Source organism: Gluconobacter aidae (genome assembly GCF_009547075.1).
Lineage (GTDB): Bacteria > Pseudomonadota > Alphaproteobacteria > Acetobacterales > Acetobacteraceae > Gluconobacter > Gluconobacter aidae.
This window is the reverse complement of record NZ_WIPH01000043.1, coordinates 1-17,204: the sequence shown is the minus strand read 5'-3', so window position 1 is coordinate 17,204 and position 17,204 is coordinate 1. Positions and strand designations below refer to the sequence as shown.

The 17,204-nt window shown below is 59.8% G+C and carries 12 protein-coding genes; 11 read left to right on the top strand and 1 reads right to left on the bottom strand.

Annotation, left to right across the window (positions count from 1 at the left end; all coding sequences use genetic code 11):
• Positions 1–1,097: 1,097 nt before the first annotated feature.
• The 9 genes from GFJ39_RS12380 (at position 1,098) to GFJ39_RS12340 (ending at position 12,255) form a co-directional block, all read left to right on the top strand.
• Positions 1,098–2,702 carry an FGGY-family carbohydrate kinase gene (locus GFJ39_RS12380; protein ID WP_153431607.1) on the top strand — a complete coding sequence of 535 codons (1,605 nt, stop codon included), beginning with the start codon at positions 1,098–1,100 and terminating at the stop codon, positions 2,700–2,702.
• Positions 2,699–4,408, top strand: a complete 1,710-nt coding sequence (locus GFJ39_RS12375) for a glycerol-3-phosphate dehydrogenase/oxidase (protein ID WP_153431606.1) — start codon at positions 2,699–2,701, stop codon at positions 4,406–4,408. Before GFJ39_RS12380 ends, GFJ39_RS12375 begins: the two co-directional genes overlap by 4 nt.
• Before the next feature lie 3 nt (positions 4,409–4,411).
• Entirely contained in the window at positions 4,412–5,404 is a 993-nt protein-coding gene (locus GFJ39_RS12370) for a beta/alpha barrel domain-containing protein (RefSeq protein ID WP_153431605.1), read from the top strand.
• A gap of 121 nt (positions 5,405–5,525) precedes the next feature.
• Positions 5,526–6,353 carry a triose-phosphate isomerase gene (locus GFJ39_RS12365; RefSeq protein ID WP_153431604.1) on the top strand — a complete coding sequence of 276 codons (828 nt, stop codon included), beginning with the start codon at positions 5,526–5,528 and terminating at the stop codon, positions 6,351–6,353.
• Positions 6,354–6,431: 78 nt separating this feature from the next.
• On the top strand, positions 6,432–6,914 hold the full coding sequence (gene derI, locus GFJ39_RS12360) for a D-erythrulose-4-phosphate isomerase (protein ID WP_153431603.1): 483 nt from the start codon (positions 6,432–6,434) through the stop codon (positions 6,912–6,914).
• Positions 6,915–6,968: 54 nt separating this feature from the next.
• The gene (locus GFJ39_RS12355; protein WP_228391944.1) at positions 6,969–7,910 is read left to right on the top strand and encodes a substrate-binding domain-containing protein; all 942 of its coding nucleotides are present in this window, start codon (positions 6,969–6,971) and stop codon (positions 7,908–7,910) included.
• 30 nt (positions 7,911–7,940) lie between these two features.
• On the top strand, positions 7,941–9,446 hold the full coding sequence (locus GFJ39_RS12350; protein ID WP_153431602.1) for a sugar ABC transporter ATP-binding protein: 1,506 nt from the start codon (positions 7,941–7,943) through the stop codon (positions 9,444–9,446).
• Positions 9,436–10,458 (top strand): ABC transporter permease, encoded by a 1,023-nt coding sequence (locus tag GFJ39_RS12345; protein WP_041112398.1) that lies wholly within the window; start codon positions 9,436–9,438, stop codon positions 10,456–10,458. Before GFJ39_RS12350 ends, GFJ39_RS12345 begins: the two co-directional genes overlap by 11 nt.
• Positions 10,459–10,479: 21 nt before the next feature.
• Positions 10,480–12,255, top strand: a complete 1,776-nt coding sequence (locus GFJ39_RS12340; protein WP_153431601.1) for a dihydroxyacetone kinase family protein — start codon at positions 10,480–10,482, stop codon at positions 12,253–12,255.
• Between the two features lie 107 nt (positions 12,256–12,362).
• Here GFJ39_RS12340 and GFJ39_RS12335 read toward each other — a convergent pair whose 3' ends face one another.
• Positions 12,363–15,341: a TonB-dependent receptor domain-containing protein gene (locus tag GFJ39_RS12335; protein WP_153431600.1), complete on the bottom strand. Its 2,979-nt coding sequence runs from the start codon at positions 15,339–15,341 to the stop codon at positions 12,363–12,365.
• Between the two features lie 475 nt (positions 15,342–15,816).
• Here GFJ39_RS12335 and GFJ39_RS12330 point away from each other — a divergent pair, with 475 nt between their 5' ends.
• On the top strand, positions 15,817–16,470 hold the full coding sequence (locus tag GFJ39_RS12330; protein WP_153431599.1) for an RNA polymerase sigma factor: 654 nt from the start codon (positions 15,817–15,819) through the stop codon (positions 16,468–16,470).
• A partial coding sequence (locus GFJ39_RS12325) for a FecR/PupR family sigma factor regulator (protein ID WP_194285375.1) occupies positions 16,457–17,204 on the top strand: 748 nt, incomplete at its 3' end. The genes GFJ39_RS12330 and GFJ39_RS12325, both read left to right, overlap by 14 nt.

Here is a 17,204-nt window from a genome sequence, read left to right as displayed (position 1 = left end):
CTAGAAGGTATTTTCTTCCGGGTACCCTTCGCGCTTCGCCCCGATCAGCGCCTGGACGCTTCGTGGCAACGGCGAATATATGGTGACCCGCGGCAATAGCTGAGAGACTGTGAGCATCCCCGGACTGGTCACGTTCCACGCACACGAAGGCCGGAGAATGTCATCTTTTCCTCCGTGGCGCAGCCATGATGTCCCTGTCCTATAACGCTTCCTTTCACTCACGTGAAAATATCACACCATCAAATCCCGGAACCAAACATCCCGGACAGGAACAGGAAACATGCCGTTGCCATTCCTTACTGGCAATTCCCGGATGCGCGTCTCAAGGGTAGCAGACCTACTTTTGGGAAGATATTTATGAGCCCCAGCACTACAGCTCTGATCATTTTTGCCGTCAGTCTTACGCCGTTGCCAGTCCTGGCTCAGGGCACTACCGTTTATAACGGGCAGACCTATACAACTCTCAGCACAGCGGCTCCGTCGTACAACGATACCGAACAGGGTAAGCGCGGCGGGGATGCAAAGTCACGTCATAGATGCGGGCCACCTCCCGGCGGATTTGATCGCAGACCTCCGCCGGGAATGGATAATGACGGCAATCGACCGCCACCTCCGCCTATGGACAGTAATGGCAGACCTCCGCCACCGCCAGACGGATGCCGCCCGCCGCCACCGCCTGAAGGGTCGCTCGGCAAGTTTGAGGGATCGAACAAGTATCCTGACTGATTGCTGCCTTTCCGGCAGGGACGGCCTTCTGAAAAAGACATGTCCACCATTTCCAGTTTCTGCCGGTCGCTGCCTTTGTCGTCCCGTTCCGCTCCGGAGCGGGGTCAATTCGCCTTTCTGCGCCTGAGGGCAAACAGCCTCTTCGATGCGAGTTTCGGCATGGCCGCCGGACACGGACCACCGATGAAAAATGACTTTGACCTGACCAGACCATCCTTGGGGAATGGCGGATTTTACAAAGGACTCACATAATAAATCACATAAATTATAAAATATCACATATTAATGTGTTTAAAATACCGTCCGCTATGTTATGAGGACTCATCGTTCTTATCACTCGATGAGCTGTCACGCTGTCTGGAGGGTGTTCAATGCGCCAGGATTTCACCATCGGAATCGACAGTGGTTCCACGACGACCAAAGCCGTCGTGTTTTCGTCGACCGGTGCGATCACAGGGACAGGACGTCGTCGTGTTCCACAGCATATGGACCGGCCACACCATGTTGAGCGCGATATGCATGAGGCCTGGGAGGCCGTGATCGGTTCGGTTCAGGATGCACTGGCGGATGCAGGGATTGATGGCTCGGCAGTTGCCGCAGTCGGGCTGACCGCACATGGAGACGGTGTTTTTCTACTTGACCGCTCAAGCAATCCCTTGGGACGGGGGATCATGTCGCTCGACAGCCGTGCTGCGGCGCTCCATGAACGCTGGCAGCGCGACGGCCTGTCCGATCTGGTTCTTCCGGTGGCCGGTCAGCGGCCTTACGCCTATTCGGCCAACACGCTTCTGGCCTGGATCCGGGAAAACGAACCGGAGCGTTATGCGGCGATCGGGTCCGTCATCTTCGCCAAAGACTGGATCCGGTACTGCCTGACGGGCGAAATTGCGACGGATCTGACGGAAGCCAGCACGTCTTTCACGGATCTGCATACACAGAACTACAGCGATGAACTGCTGGAAATCCTGGGGTTGCAGGGCATCCGAAAGGCGCTGCCGGAGATGAGGCTGTCCTGTGAAAGCGGTGGCGTCCTGACGCCTGAGGCTGCTTCCCGGACCGGGTTGAGGGCTGGAACGCCTGTTTCGGTCGGGCTGCATGACGTCACGGCCGCTGCGGTCGGGGTGGGTCATACGCAGGCCGGGGATCTTTCGATTACGGCGGGTACGTTCTCAATCAATGAAGTGTTCCGGGACCGGCCGGTCGTCGGGGAGGGCTGGGCCTGTCGTGCCGGATATCGGCGTGGCCTGTGGAACTGCATGGCCATTTCACCCGCATCCTCCAGCAATCTTGACTGGCTGGCCAGGCTTCTGAAGCCCGACGAACAGGACGCGGCCCGGCAGCTCTCGGCGGAAATGGAAAACCGCCTGTCAAAGCCGGGCGGACGTCATCAGGTTCCACTGTATCATCCTTTCCTGTTCGGCTCGCCCTATGAAGCGCCAGCCAGTGCTTCGCTGTTCGGGGTCCAGTCCTGGCATGACCGGGCAGACCTGTTCCAGGCCATGGTGGAAGGGACGATCTTCAATCATCGCGAGCATGTCGATGCCCTGCGCCAGACAGGTCCGGTCCGCAGGATCGGCGTATCGGGCGGCGGGAGCGGTCAGCCGGTGATTGCACAGATGTTCGCCGATATTCTGGGAGCAGACGTGGAAATACCCGAAGTGCGTGAAGCAGGCGCGCTGGGGGCTGCCCTGACAGCCAGCGTCTCCATCGGACGATACGCCGATCTGGAAGAAGCCGTATTCTCCCAGATCATTCCGATGCAGACATACAGGCCCCAGACTGAACGGCGTCGCATCTATGAAGGGATTTACTGGCGTTATGTCGCTCTGACCCAGGCCATGCGGCCTTTCTGGTCGGATCTATATGATGGTGGCCCGGCTCAGACAGGGCCTGTTTCTGAGCCTGGCAGCGTGGAGACGGGCGCTGTCCTGAACTATGCCGCAATGGGCTTCGTGCCGCAGGAGGCCACGCCATGAAGGGGCTCGCCGCCATACCGGACAACGCCACGTTCGATGTCGCGATCATCGGGGCCGGCATCAATGGGGCTGGCCTGTTCCGGGAACTGTCCCTTCAGGGCATGCGCGTCCTTCTGGTGGACCGGGGTGATTTCTGTTCCGGTGCGTCATGCGCGCCCTCCCGCCTGATCCACGGTGGTATCAAATATCTTGAGACTGGCGAATTCCGGCTCGTGGCGCAGTCCACGCTGGAGCGCAACCTGCTGCTGCGTAACGCGCCGCATGTGGTCAAGCCGCTACCGACCGTCCTGCCGATCCGTTCCTGGTTTGGGGGCATTGTGCCGTCGTTCCGGAAGTTTCTGAGGCTGGGCGGCAAAATGACGGATCGCGGGGCGCTCGTTCTGGAAGCCGGGCTACAGATTTACGATTTCCTCGGGCGCCGTGCCCGCGTCATGCCGCGTCACAGCCTGTTCCTCAAGCGCCAGACGCGGCAGGAATGGCCGCATCTGGCAGCGGATGTCATGGCGACGGCACAATATTATGACGCGGCCATCACCCAGCCGGAACGTCTCGGTTATGAATGCGTGCGCGACGGCATGGATGTCGGGACGGACTGCGCGGTTTCGACCTACACGGTGCCGGTGTCTTTTGCCGATGGGGTTCTGGAACTGCGGGACGAAAAAAGCGGCGCGACGCGCCATGTCCGTCCGCGGCTCATCGTCAATGCGGGTGGAGCGTGGATCGACCGGATCAACGCTGATCTGGGGCATCAAACCCGTTATATCGGCGGAACGAAAGGCAGCCATCTGCTCCTGCGGCATGAGGGGCTGTTGCAGGAACTGCGTGGCCGCATGATGTATTTCGGAACACCGGACGGACGGATCTGCCTGGCTTATCCGTTCTATGGCCATGTGCTCGTCGGCTCGACCGATCTGCGGATTGATGATCCGGACAGCGCCGTCTGCACCGATGAAGAGCAGGACTACATGCTGCATATGCTCGGTAGCCTGTTTCCGGGCTTCCGGTTCAGTGCGGAGGATGTGATCTACCGCTACAGCGGTGTGCGTCCTCTACCTGCGACCAATGCCGCTGATCCGGGAGCCATCAGCCGCGATCACATCATCCACGAAGACCTTCTGGGCGGCATACCGCTTCTGTCGCTGGTTGGCGGGAAGTGGACGACGTTTCGTGGACTGGCGGAAGAAACGGCAGACAGGGTGCTGGAAATGCTGGGGGCGGAACGGCATCTGTCCACCCGGAACCTCCCGATCGGTGGCGGCCGCGATTATCCCCCGCCGGAGCGATATTCCGCCTATCTGGACGAGTTCTTCGTCACGCACGGCCTGCCGAGAGCAAGGGCGGCCCTGCTTCTGGAGCGCTATGGATCGCGGGCCCGGGCGTTCGCCGTGTTCTGTCAGGAAAAGCCGGATGCGCCGCTGCGCAGTCTGCCGTCCTACACGCGGCGTGAACTGGCCTTCATCGCTACCGATGAACTGGTGCGCACGCTGTCAGATGTCCTGTTCCGCCGCACGCCGATTGCGCTGAGCGGCCTGCTGACGCCGGACGTCGTCCGCGAAGCCGGGGCCATTGTGGGGGAGACCCTTGGGTGGGGCGCTCAGGAAACAGAGCAGCAGTGTCTGCTGACCTGGCGGGAAGGGCAGGAGCGCCACCAGTTGAAAGGTGAGCTTCCTGCCGCATCGTTTTCACATACAGCCCTGAGGGCATGAACCATGAACCGTTACGAAGAAAAGATTGCCCGCATGGTGGCGGGTCAGGACAGCCGCACCGATTTCATCCTCGCGGATGCCAAGGATTCCGATATGGCGGCCGGAATCAGCGCCACGGGCCTGCATCGCCATCCGGTCTCCATGCAGGAAAAGCGCTCGCGCTTCCGCACCCGGCGCGACTATGTCGATGTGATCAGGACGATCCTCGATCAGGACGTTGTGGACATCATGCTGACTTCGGCTTCGATCCTGGAGACACTGCTTCAGGAAGATGCTTTCGCCGGGACGCGCATCCAGTCGGCCATCCGCGCCAATGACACCACAGATCTGTGGCGCGGCAGAGGAAGCAGCTATCAGAGCCAGAAATCGGTTCCGTTCCGTTCAGCGTCCCTGATGAAGGCGCAGACCAATCTCGGCCTGTATTCCATGACCTTCAATGGCGATGCCGAGCAGGACGGTCTGGCGCTGGAAGAGTTCGCCCGGTTTCGCGAAGAAGCGGCGGAGCGTCGTTTTTCGTATTTCCTGGAAGTGTTCAATCCCAATGAAGGGCGCATTTCCCGGACCGATCACGGTTTCTTCCTCAATGACATGATCGTCCGCTGTCTGGCCGGTCTGCGGCGCGAAGAGCGGCCAGTTTTCCTCAAAGTGCCGTTCAATGGCGCAGAAGCGCTGACGGAACTCTGCGAGTTCGACCCATCGGTGATCGTCGGCATCATGGGCGGCGGCAGCGGTACGACACGCGACTGTCTGGAACTCCTGCATCAGGCCCAGTGCTGCGGTGCACGTGCTGCCCTGTTCGGCCGCAAGATCGTGGACGCGGACGATCCCGTCCTCCTGATCGAAGCCATGCGCAGCGTCACGGATGGCGCGCTCTCGCCCATGGAAGCCACTCATCTCTATCATGAGAAAATGGGCAAACGCGGGCTGGTCGCCGGGCGCGATCTGGAGATCGACAGTGTGGTGACGGAAACTGTCCTGCTGGAGCGGGCTGCGTGACGTTTGCGTGAAGGGTGGGGAACCTTTCAGACGTATCGTTACTTTTGATTATAATAACTGTTTTAGTGTTATTGTTTAGCGTTAAAGTGGTTTAGGTATCGTTATGGCTGGGAGAATCGTCATGAGCATTCAGCCAGTTGGTCAGTCTTTCGGGAGTTTGGTTGTGGATCAGAAGAGCGTCTGGATCGGGACGAGCTGGAAGATGAACAAGGGACCGGCCGAAGCGATTGCGGCGGCGCGGGCGCTTGAATCCTTCCAGCCACCGAAAGGGATCCGGTCGTTCGTGATCCCGCCTTTCACGTCGCTGCGGGATGTATGCTCGGTGCTGGAAGACAGCGCGCTGCTGGTCGGCGCGCAGAACATGCACTGGGAGGACAGCGGCGCCTGGACCGGGGAGGTTTCCGCGCCGATGATTGCCGAGTGCGGAGCATCCATCGTCGAAATCGGCCATTCGGAGCGCCGGCAGCATTTCGGCGAGACGGACTGGACGGTGAACCTCAAGGTGAGGGCCGCACTGCGGCACGGTCTGCGGTCGCTTATCTGCATTGGCGATACAGCGGAGGAATTCGAGTTCGGGGTCTCGCAGGAGACGCTGGCACGGCAGGTGAAAATTGCGCTGCATGGGGTGTCCCGAAAGGATCTGGGACAGGTCATGATTGCGTATGAGCCGGTCTGGGCCATCGGATCAGCGGGACGTCCGGCCGAGGCCTCGTTCGTGTCCGGGATCCATACCAAGTTGCGTGCTGTCGTGCGTGAACTGGCGGGGGACACTGGCGTGCGCATCCCGCTGCTTTATGGCGGCAGCGTCTCGCAGGCGAATATCCGCGATTACGTCGCATTGCCGGATGTGGACGGTGTGTTTGTCGGGCGCGCGGCCTGGGAGCCTGCGGATTTCATGACGCTGGTGGAAAGTGTGAGCGGGGTTGTGTCCCGCAAAATTGCCGCGTGATGACGGTCATCACGGGATCACGTCCTGTTCCCGGCAGCGGAACAGTCTGACTGAACGTCAAAGAAACGGAGAACAGTCATGCGTATTGCGATTGGTGGAGACAGTGCAGGCGAAGGCCTGGCACGGCTTCTGGTGGAACATCTCTCGACACTGGGGCGGCATGTCGTCGTTGACATGTCCCATCCCGAGGACGAGCGCGCCGAACTGTATTCGGAACTGAGCGAGCGCGTGGCGCTGGCCGTTCTGCAGGGAGAATACGACCGGGGTATCCTGTGCTGCGGGACGGGGATCGGGGTGTGCATTTCCGCCAACAAGATCCCGGGGATCCGGGCTGCGCTGACCCACGACACGTATTCCGCGGAGCGTGCGGCGCTGTCGAATAATGCGCATATCATCACGATGGGATCGCGCGTCATCGGGCCGGAAGTGGCGAAATCCATTGCCGAAGCCTGGCTGGCCTGTACGTTTGATCCGCGCAGTGCCTCGGCACGGAATGTGGCTGGCATTGATGCACTCGGAAAGAAATACCGCCATCAGGCTCGTGTCGGCGCAAGTTGCTGAAGTAAAACTCCCGGTCCGGAAATGATCCGGCTGGTTCTTTGAAAGAATACACTTATGAAAACGGCATTTGCTTTTGCCGCAATGCTGACGGCCGCGCCATTTCTGGCACCGCTTGCAGCAGGTCAGGCCCATGCAGCGGATAACAGCGGGCCCCTGCGGTTCGTGCTGATCCCCAAGACCGTGCATCCCTGGTTCGACAAGGCGAATAACGGGGCGCAGGCGGCTGCGGCGATGATCTCGCAGGCGACGGGGCGGAAGGTCGAGATCGAATACCGCGCACCGCAGACGGCCGATGTGTCCTCGCAGAACGATATTATCGAGCGTGCCATCGCGACCCATCCGGACGGACTGATCCTGGACCTGCTGGACGAGAAGGGCAACCGCGCCACGATGGATGAAGCCGTGGACGAGAAGATCCCCATGACGGTGTTTGATTCCCTGCCGCCTGAAGGCATGGACATCACGGCCGTGGGCGCGGATTTCTGCGAACAGGGGACGATGGCGGCCGAGCGGCTGGCGAACCTCGTCGGCAAGAAGGGCGAAGTGGCGATCATGATGGGGGTACCGACGGCGCCGAACCATACGCTGCGGGCCGAGTGCGAAAAGAAGGTCTTTGCCAAATACCCGGACATGAAAGTCGTGGCGACGGGGGTGGACAATGACAGCATCGAAACCGCACAGAAGCAGGCATCCGCCATCATGCAGGCACATCCGGATCTGGTCGGTTGGGTCGAGTGCGATGCCTCCGGTCCGGTGGGCGTCGGCCAGGCCATCCGCGAGAGCGGCAAGACGGGCAAGGTCAGGGAAGTGGGGCTCGATAACCTCAATGACATGATCCAGCTCATCAAGGAGGGCGTTGCTGAATCCTCTGCGTCGAGCCGACCGGAAATGCAGGGTTACTGGGCCGTCGTGTCTGCCTGGCAGCGGGCCATGGGGCAGAAGACGCCCAAATACATCGATACCGGCATCGATCTTCTGACGAGCAAGAACCTCTGACGCAGCAGGACAGGAAGGGGAGTGACGGTCATGACAGTTCTTCAGATTGAAGGCGTCCGGAAGACCTATCCCGGCGTGGTGGCGCTCGATCATGTCGATCTGACGCTTGAGCCGGGGAAGATCCATATTCTTGCCGGGGAGAACGGCGCCGGGAAGTCCACGCTCATCAAGACGCTGACCGGGCTGGTCGTGCCGGATGAGGGAACCATCCTGATCGAAGGACAGGATGCGCTGCATGACCGGACACTGTTCGAGAAGGTCGCCTATGTCCCGCAGGAGCTGAACCTGTTCGGGCCGATGACCGTAGCCGAGAACATGTTCATGCCGTTTAACCGCTCCGGGTTCGGGCATCTGACGGTGTCGCGCGGAGCAATGGAGAAGGCGGCGGCGGAACTGATCGAGCGGTTCGGCATTCATGCGAAGCCGGGGCAGCTCGTAAACCGCATCAGCGTACCGGACCAGCAGCTCCTTCAGATTGCGCGCGCGGCATGCCGTGAGGAATTCAAGGTTCTGATCCTGGACGAGCCGACCTCGTCCCTGACGGCCAATGAGACGGAGCATCTGTTCCGCATCATTCACCGCCTGCGCGACGAGGGCTGCGCGATCGTGTTCGTGTCGCACAAGATGGAAGAAATCTTTGCGCTCGGGGACACGGTGACGGTGCTGCGCAATGGTCGCAGCGTGGGCACCTATCCGATGGCGGAGATGACGGAGGGGCACCTGATCCGGCTGATGTCGGGCAGTTCGGTCTCGCTTGAGGAGAAGTTCCAGCCACGCATGGCTGCGTCTGAATCTGATGTCATCTTGAGCGTTAAAGATATGTCGGGGCCAGGGTTCTCGGATGCGTCTTTTGTCCTGCGGCATGGAGAGATCCTGGGCTTTGCTGGACTTGTGGGCGCGGGGCGCTCGGAGCTGATGCAGACGATCTTCGGATATCTGCGGGCAACAGGGGGGCATGCCTTCCTTGAGGGCGAGGAAATCCCGAAAGGCCGTACCGATCGGGCCGTGGCTCTGGGAATGGTTTACCTGTCCGAGGAGCGCAAGCATCATGGCATTTTCCCGCTTCTGAGTGTGCGGGAAAATATCAGCCTCTCGGTTCTGGATCGCATGAAGCGCGGCGGAATCATTTCCCCGGCGCGTGAGAACGAGGTCGTGGCCGAAACGATCCGCCAGTTCGACGTGCGCACGTCCTCGGCTGGCAAGAAGATCGCACATCTGTCTGGCGGAAACCAGCAGAAGGCAATCATCGGCCGGGCGATGGCGCGGCGGCCGCGGGTGCTGATTTTCGACGAGCCGACCAAGGGAATCGATATCGGCACAAAGTTTCAGATCTACCGCATCATGCAGCAGCTCGCCGAAGAGGGCGTGGGGATCATCCTCGTCTCGTCCGAAATGACCGAACTCCAGCGCTGCGCTTCGCGGATCATCACCATGTATTCCGGCCGGATCACGGGGTCGTTCGATCAGGCCACTACTGACGTCAACACACTTGTCGGCGCGATCATCGGCGCCCCGGAGAACCGTCATGTCGCTTGAAACCACTGTTCCGGCAGCACCCTCACAGCAGCCGCCGAAGCTCCCCCCACTCAAGGCGCTCGTCTCCCGTCTGGCAGGAAATCCGCTGGGGGGCGTCATTGCGGCGCTGGTCATCATATTCGGGGCGTCCTGTGCGCTTTCACCGCATTTTCTGACGACCTTCAACATGGTCATCATTGCCCGGGCGCTGGCCTTTATCGGGCTGGTCACCATCGGGCAGTCCATCCTGATGATCCTCGGCGAGCTTGATCTGTCCGTCGGTGCGATTGGTGGGCTTGCGGGTGTGGTGGGCGGCATCCTGATGGTGCAGCTCGGGTTGAATCCCTGGCTGTCGCTGGGGCTGTGCCTGCTGATGGGTGGGGCGTGCGGATTGCTGAACGGCGCGCTGATCACGCAGCTCCGCCTGCATTCCCTGGTGCTGACGATCGGTATGGCCGGCGTATATGGCGGTGCCAACCTCGTTGCGACCAAGGGTGTTGCGATCACAGGTGTGCCGCGGGACATCACGTTTCTGGGCCGTGGGCTCGTGATGGGCGTGCCGGTGCCGTTCCTGGTGCTGCTGGTCTGTCTGGCGATCGTGGCGTTCGTCATGCTGCGCACCCCGGTCGGGCGTTACATCTACGCCATTGGCAGCAATCCCGATGCGGCAAGGATGCTGGGGATCCGGGTCAATGCGATCCGCATGGGCGCGTTCGCGCTGGCCGGGTTCCTTTCGGCGCTGGCAGGCATCCTGATGGTGGCGCGTCTGGGCACGGCCCAGCCTTCCATCGGTGACACCTGGGTGCTGGGACCGATTGCCGCTGCCGTCATTGGTGGCGTGGCGACGACGGGTGGCATTGGCAGCCCGATCGGCGCGGTTCTGGGCGCCGTCATCATCGGCATCATCGAAGACATCATCGTTCTGTTTGGCATCTCGCCGTACTGGCAGTCGGTCGTCAGTGGAGGGATCGTTGTGCTGGCGATTTCCTTTGACGCGCTGGCCCGCCGTTATCTCAACCGTGATGCCGTCTGAAATCTGACAGGGAGACGTTCCATGACCAAGATCTGCGGTGACGCATCGACTTTCGCGGCGTCCGCCCTTCGGGGGTTCAGCCTTCTTCATCCCGATCTCGTGCGATATGTGCGCGGTGGTGTGCTTCGGGCCACCCCGGGCCGTCGCGGCAAGGTGGCTGTCGTCCTAGGCGGTGGCTCGGGACATTATCCGGCCTTTGCGGGCTATGTCGGTCCGGGCTTCGGGGATGCGGCAGTGGCGGGGGACATTTTCGCCTCGCCCTCCACGCAGGCCATCAAGAGCATCGCGCGGCAGGCCGATCTGGGGGGCGGGATCCTTCTCGGTTACGGCAACTATGCCGGGGACGTGCTGAATTTCGGGATCGCGGCGGACCGTCTGCGTGAAGAGGGCTATGACGTCCGCGTTCTGGCGACGGCGGATGATGTGGCAAGTTCGGAGGCATCCACACGGGAGAAGCGACGTGGCATTGCCGGCGATCTGGTGATCTTCCGGATCGTGGGCGCTGCGGCCGAGGCGGGGCTGACGCTCGATGAAGTCGAGGAAGTCGCGCATCGGGTGAACCGTCAGACCTGCACGTTCGGTGTGGCGTTCGATGGCTGCACGCTGCCGGGCGAGAAGGAAAAGCTGTTCGAGGTTCCGAAGAATCGCATGGCGCTTGGACTGGGTGTGCATGGCGAGCCGGGCATTGACGAGCAGGATGTTCCGGACCCGGAGCATCTGGCGCATATCCTGTTCGACCGCCTGCTGGCAGAGCTTCCGGAAGGAGCGTCGCGCCGGGTGGCCGTTCTGCTGAATGGTCTGGGCAGCACCAAGCAGGAAGAGCTGTTTGTCCTGTGGGAACGGCTGGTGCCGATGTTCGAGAAAGCAGGTCTGACGCTCGTGGCGCCGCTGGTGGGCGAGTACGTCACGAGCCTTGATATGGCGGGCTGTTCACTGACACTGACATGGCTCGATGAGGATCTGGAGCGGTACTGGCGTTCGCCTGTGGAATCTGCCGCGCTGAGCCATGGTCAGTTGAGCGGGGACGGAATCACGCGGCTTGAAGTGCCTGAGGAAACCGAGATCCTGTACATGCGCTCCGGAACGGCGCAGGGGCGTCGTGGCGGAGCCTGTGTGGCTGCTGTTATGGATCATCTGGCCCGGACACTGGCGGAAGCGGAGTCCGACCTGGGGCATATCGATGCCGTGGCGGGGGACGGAGACCATGGACAGGGTATGGCGCGCGGTTCTGCTGCTGCGGCAAAAGTGGCGCGGGCTGCGGCGGATGCGGGGGCTGGTCCTGCGACTGTTCTGGCTTCGGCGGCGGACGCCTGGGCGGATCGGGCCGGGGGAACATCCGGGGCGTTGTGGGGGGAGGGGCTGCGGGCGTTCAGTCTGGCCTTTGATGACAACAGCCTTCCCGATGCACAGCAGCTTTCAGGCGGTGCGCGGAACAGCATGGAACGCATCATGGAGCTTGGCCGGGCGAAACCCGGCGACAAGACACTGGTAGATGCGCTGGTGCCGTTTGTCGAAACGCTGGAAAAGGCTCTGGCCGCGGGGCATGGGCTTGTGGAAGCCTGGCAGATGGGGGCGCAGGCGTCTCATAAGGCTGCGCAGGCGACGCGTGATCTGCTGCCACGGATGGGGCGCGCGAAAATGCACGGTGAGCGCAGCAAGGGCCACCCGGATGCAGGTGCGCTCTCGCTGGCACTCTGTGCGCGGATCGTGGGAGAGGATCTGGGCAGGGGGCTGGCCTCTACGGGCGGAGAAGGCGACCAGATAGAGGCGGTTCGTCTGGTGAAAGCCGGCCGGTAATCCATAGTCCGTCCTGAGAAAGGACGGGTCTTACAGACCGACACCGGAAACCAGAAAAGGCAGCTCCTGCGAGCTGCCTTTTCTTTTGGTCTGACCGGTGACTGGGATCAGAAGTTCACGCCAGCCTGCAGAAAGACGTAACGTCCCATGTAAAGACTGCCATACAGCGCGGAGGCACTGTTATCCGTTGCGCTGGCAACAAAAGGTGGCTTCTTGTCGAGCAGATTGTTCACACCACCCTGGAAGTTCCAGCGGTTCCAGCGATACGTTACCGTCACATCGTGGGAAAAGATCCCCGGAGTGCTGGTACGACCGTAGCCATTGGCGCGTGTCAGGTCCTCGGTCCCGTCGTTCCAGCGCATGCCACCGATATAGTTCATCATGTAGGTAAAGCCGATGGCCCCATGCTGCCAGCCAACCGTGGCATAGTCACGAACGCGCGGCATACCATAACCGGATTGATAAAGCATACGCCCGGCATAATTGTACCACGAACCACCGGGCTCATACTGCTCAAGATAGCTGACGAGCTGCTGGAAGTTGTTGGACAGCGTCAGCACATCATGGCGCGTGATGCGGATACGATAATCGAGGTCGAAGTCGATACCGCTTGTCTTCAGGCCGCCGATATTCTCGTACAGTGCCGAGACGGAGTTGAGCTGACCCGTGCTCGAATTGCGCGTGATATCACTGCAATACGACGTATTGGCTCCCGTGTAGCACTCATCCATGATGTACTGCGTGGGCAGGGATGAGATCATGTTCTTGAGCGTGTAGTGCCAGTATTCGACGGAAGCCGAGAGACCCGGGATCCAGCGCGGAGTAATCACCGTACCGAAGGTATAGGTTCGGCCCGTCTCAGGCTTGAGGGCACTGTTACCACCAGAAATGGTCGGGGTCTGGCCGGAATAGGTGGAGCTGAACGTGGACGTGTTGATGCCCTGCTTGGCACAGTTCGCCGCCACGATCGCAGATTTCGCGCCATAGGTGGTGACCTGCACGGAATCACAGGGATCCGTCGCGGATGCATAGCCGAGAGACTGCCCGCCATACAGTTCATACACATTCGGCTGACGGTAGGATGTGCCAAGCGTCGCACGGAAGCGGATGTCCTGGATCGGCGCCCAGTTGATGGAGACCTTCCAGTTCTTCGTGCCACCGAACGTGTTGTAGGACGAATACCGGCCCTGACCGTCAATCGTCAGATCTTTCGCGAGGAACGCGTTATGCAGCAGCGTGACCTTGCCTTCGAGATACCCTTCCGTGACGTTGAACCCACCCCCCGTGTAGGAGGCGGAATTGGTCAGCGTCTCACCGGCTTCGACCAGCGGATCGGGATGATAGGCAAGTTGTTCTCCACGGTGTTCCATACCCAGCGCGATACCGAGATCGCCACCATTCGCCCACGGCATGTGAACAACATGGTTGTTGTTGATACGCAGGTTCAGGTCACGCATCTGGTAGTAGTAGTTTTCATGCGTGGTGTAGTTGGAATAGGCCGCAGCGGCCGAAGAAAGCTTCTCATACGGGTTGGACAGCACACATCCCGCGGAGGCATTACAGACAGACGGATCGTAGACAAGCGCACTGCTGGAATCACCTGGCGTTACCTGACGCAGGCCGTATGTTTCCAGAAGCTTGGCATAATTTCCTACGCCCTCGACCTGGTTTGAAACCTGGTTCCAGCCATAGGTATAGGACAGGTCATAATTCCAGCCATGGGTAATTTCACCCTTGACGCCGGCAATGCCAGTATAGGTGTCAGAAGCGGTTTCGGTGCGGCGGTCACCCCACTCGGACATACGTTTATACATGTACTGGTCTTCGCCAGATGTATTGTACGGGTCGTTTGCCGGAATATAAAGTGTCGTAGGCAATGTGGAGGGATAGATACTGCCCGTCACTGGTTCCGCCGCCATTGTAGTCGATGAATTTCGGTGACTGTAGTTGAAGTTCAGATACGGCGTAAAATGACTGTTGATGTCATAATGCGCATCGAATGACAGCGTCGCATCCTGAAGGGAGTTCGTCAGGGACTGGTCGTTGCCGTAGTTGTAGCGATCCGCGCTCGTGAATGAACGCAGCGTCCCGTTGCTGTTCGCGATCATGTCGTTGCCGCTGGTCGCACCGATGAAACGGCCTGCCGTCGGAATAGCGGAGCCATAGGTAACGTCAGAGGCATCGGATGGGTCATTCTCCTGAACCGGCGTCGCCCAGGAACGGTTTTTTTGCTTGATGCCGCTTTGCGTCATGTAAGAGCCGGAAACCGTGACATTGCCCTTGCCATGATCGAAATTCCAGCCCTTGTAGCCGGAGATCATTCCGGTCTGACCATCACCCACATCGGTGATTCCGCCACGAACCGTAATGTTACCGTCGCTCAGATTATGCTTCAGCTTGATGTTGATGACGCCGGAAACCGCGTCGGCGCCATACAGTTCGGAGCCACCATCCTTCAGGATTTCAACACTGGCCACCTGATGGATATTGATGGTGTTCATGTCGAAACAGCTGGACTCACCGTTAATGGCGGCACGCTTGCCATCAACCAGCACCAGAACGCGCTGCTGACCCAGATTACGAATATCCGTGCAACTGACACCATCCGTACCGTTGGTCTGACTGTTCGTCGTTCCTTGCGAGCCGATCGAAGGCAGACGTTGCAGATAGTCACCAAGCGTGGTGGCGCCTGTCTGTTCGATCTGCTTGCTGCTGATGATCTGCACCGGATTGGCGTTCTGGTTGTTGGAGGTGCTCAGCGCAGATCCCGTAACAACCACCGTTTCCACGCGCCCGGTTTCAATGGAGGCAAGAGCGCGATCATGACGGTTCTGAGCCGTAAAGGTGGGGGCAGGTGTCCCCGCCGTCACGGGAGAAGAGGCTGTTGTAGCAGCGGTTACAGACGGTCCGGCTTCAGTTTTTCCGGCAGTTTTCACAGCACTCTTTTTATGAACAGACTCACCGTGTGAGGACGTACGATGATGCGTGCTGGTGGCAGTCTGGGCTTCTGCTTTCGCGGAGATTCCCAGCCCGGTTGCAAGGATGGAAGCGCACAAAAGCAGATCCCTGCGTCGATAAAGAATCATGGGGCCTCACTGTCAGACGATTTTTTTAAGCTCCTCAGAAATAGTTTTCCATACGGAACTTTGTCTATCCGAAAACAAGAGCCTTTTGGCGGATCAAAAGGTGCTGTTGCATAAGTGCCATATTACGGTTACACTTATACACATACAATTTCTCCTTGGTAACCGACGACAATTAAAGCAACATGCCTATTTTAATTTGAAATAATTCAGGATGTTTTATATCTATGTTGTATTTTATTTCAAAAAACTTCCATTTAAGTCCCGGTGTATCGCAGAATTGCCAGCGCGACACTCTCGTGACAGAACACAATTATCCTGCACCATCAGATGATAAGTATGATGCGCGTATGCTTCCGCGTACCGGGGAAGGGCCGCCTACCGGGCCAGAAAGAGACCTCAGGCAGACATTCCCTACTTTCCGGTTCATCATGTCCTGGCTATGAGGCATGGGCTCAGGTTGTCATGAAACTATCAAATGACTGGCAGTCTCCAGTCGCTACAAGCGGACGCATTCACCGTGACGTGGGATGCGCAGTTGGAAGACGAACCCGATAACGTCCTCAGCCAGAATGAGAAAATCATATGGCTCTCGCGTCACATCATCCCCCATGAACGCGCCCTGCGCGGCTGGCTCCGGAAGTTCCGGGACATCGAAGTCGATGACGTCGTGCAGGAGTGCTATGCGACTTTTCTGGACGTCCATGTCGAGCTGATCAAAGCCCCGCAGGCTTATCTTTTCCGCATGGCCCGCAATATCGTCCTCCAGCATTATCGCCGCGCCCGCATTATTTCCATTACCGCACTGGCGGATTTTGACGCCCAGAACATCATGGATGAGTCGCCTTCACCCCAGCAGGTGGTCGAAGTGCGGCAGGAGCTTGAATGTCTCCACCAGATGGTTGAACAACTCCCCGAACGCTGCCGGCAGGTTCTCCTGCTGCGCAGGCTTGAAGGGTTATCGCAGAGGCAGGTTTCGGAACGGCTGGGCATTTCGGAGAACATCGTCGAAAAGCAGGTGGCGCGCGGGCTCAGAGCCCTGAGCCGCTTCTTTTCCGAGGAACGTCATATCCCCGCAAAAGCCGGCCCGAAACGACATGGAGAGGTTAAGTCAGTCGTTGAAAAGCGATGATCTGAGCGAAAATCCCATCGACACCATCGCTTTTGAGTGGGTTGCGCGACTGGACAGGGCGCCTTTGTCCAGCCGGGAAGACGCAACGCTGAAGGCATGGCTGGCGCAGGACGTCCGCCATCGCGGCGCCTTTATGCGCGCCCGGACCATCTGGCTGTCGGCCGGACGTGTGGCGGCGTTCCAGCGAGCGGCCCTGCCGGCCGAACCGCCGGCATCCGCTTTCCTGTCACGCCGCGCCTTTGGTCGGCTCGCGATTGCCGCAGGTCTTGCCGCTGCCGCCGTCATTCCAGGAAAACCTGCTGAAGCCTCGCGGATCTATCAGGCCCGCTCCGGCCTCCTGCATGTGCAGGAGCCACTCTGCGGCGATCTGATCCTCGATCAGGGAACGGTACTCAGGGTCCGCCGCGGCCCGGGCGCGCCCTGTCTTGATCTGCTGCGCGGACAGGCGCATCTGACCGCGCGAAAAGCCCCTGTACGGCTGAATATGGACGGACTGTCCATTGATCTTCCCGACGGCGCCAGCCTGATCGCCCATGCCTGCGGGGTGGAGAGTGACGCCCTCGTTCTGGGCGGCCATATCCTGATCCGCTGCGCGGGGGAGAAGGAACGGCGCGTGCTGCACAGGCGCGACTGGATCCGTTACGAGCACAACCGGATTTCCCTGACCGTCCTGTCTGACGATGATCTGGAACGCGTTACGGCCTGGAGCCGGGGCCTGCTCGAATTCCAGTCCG

Bases quoted from the DNA above. Each gene is read 5' to 3' on its own strand.
- GFJ39_RS12380 (WP_153431607.1), top strand. From the start codon at position 1,098: ATGCGCCAGGATTTCACCATCGGAATCGACAGTGGTTCCACGACGACC.
- GFJ39_RS12375 (WP_153431606.1), top strand. From the start codon at position 2,699: ATGAAGGGGCTCGCCGCCATACCGGACAACGCCACGTTCGATGTCGCG.
- GFJ39_RS12370 (WP_153431605.1), top strand. From the start codon at position 4,412: ATGAACCGTTACGAAGAAAAGATTGCCCGCATGGTGGCGGGTCAGGAC.
- GFJ39_RS12365 (WP_153431604.1), top strand. From the start codon at position 5,526: ATGAGCATTCAGCCAGTTGGTCAGTCTTTCGGGAGTTTGGTTGTGGAT.
- derI (WP_153431603.1), top strand. From the start codon at position 6,432: ATGCGTATTGCGATTGGTGGAGACAGTGCAGGCGAAGGCCTGGCACGG.
- GFJ39_RS12355 (WP_228391944.1), top strand. From the start codon at position 6,969: ATGAAAACGGCATTTGCTTTTGCCGCAATGCTGACGGCCGCGCCATTT.
- GFJ39_RS12350 (WP_153431602.1), top strand. From the start codon at position 7,941: ATGACAGTTCTTCAGATTGAAGGCGTCCGGAAGACCTATCCCGGCGTG.
- GFJ39_RS12345 (WP_041112398.1), top strand. From the start codon at position 9,436: ATGTCGCTTGAAACCACTGTTCCGGCAGCACCCTCACAGCAGCCGCCG.
- GFJ39_RS12340 (WP_153431601.1), top strand. From the start codon at position 10,480: ATGACCAAGATCTGCGGTGACGCATCGACTTTCGCGGCGTCCGCCCTT.
- GFJ39_RS12335 (WP_153431600.1), bottom strand. From the start codon at position 15,341: ATGATTCTTTATCGACGCAGGGATCTGCTTTTGTGCGCTTCCATCCTT.
- GFJ39_RS12330 (WP_153431599.1), top strand. From the start codon at position 15,817: ATGACTGGCAGTCTCCAGTCGCTACAAGCGGACGCATTCACCGTGACG.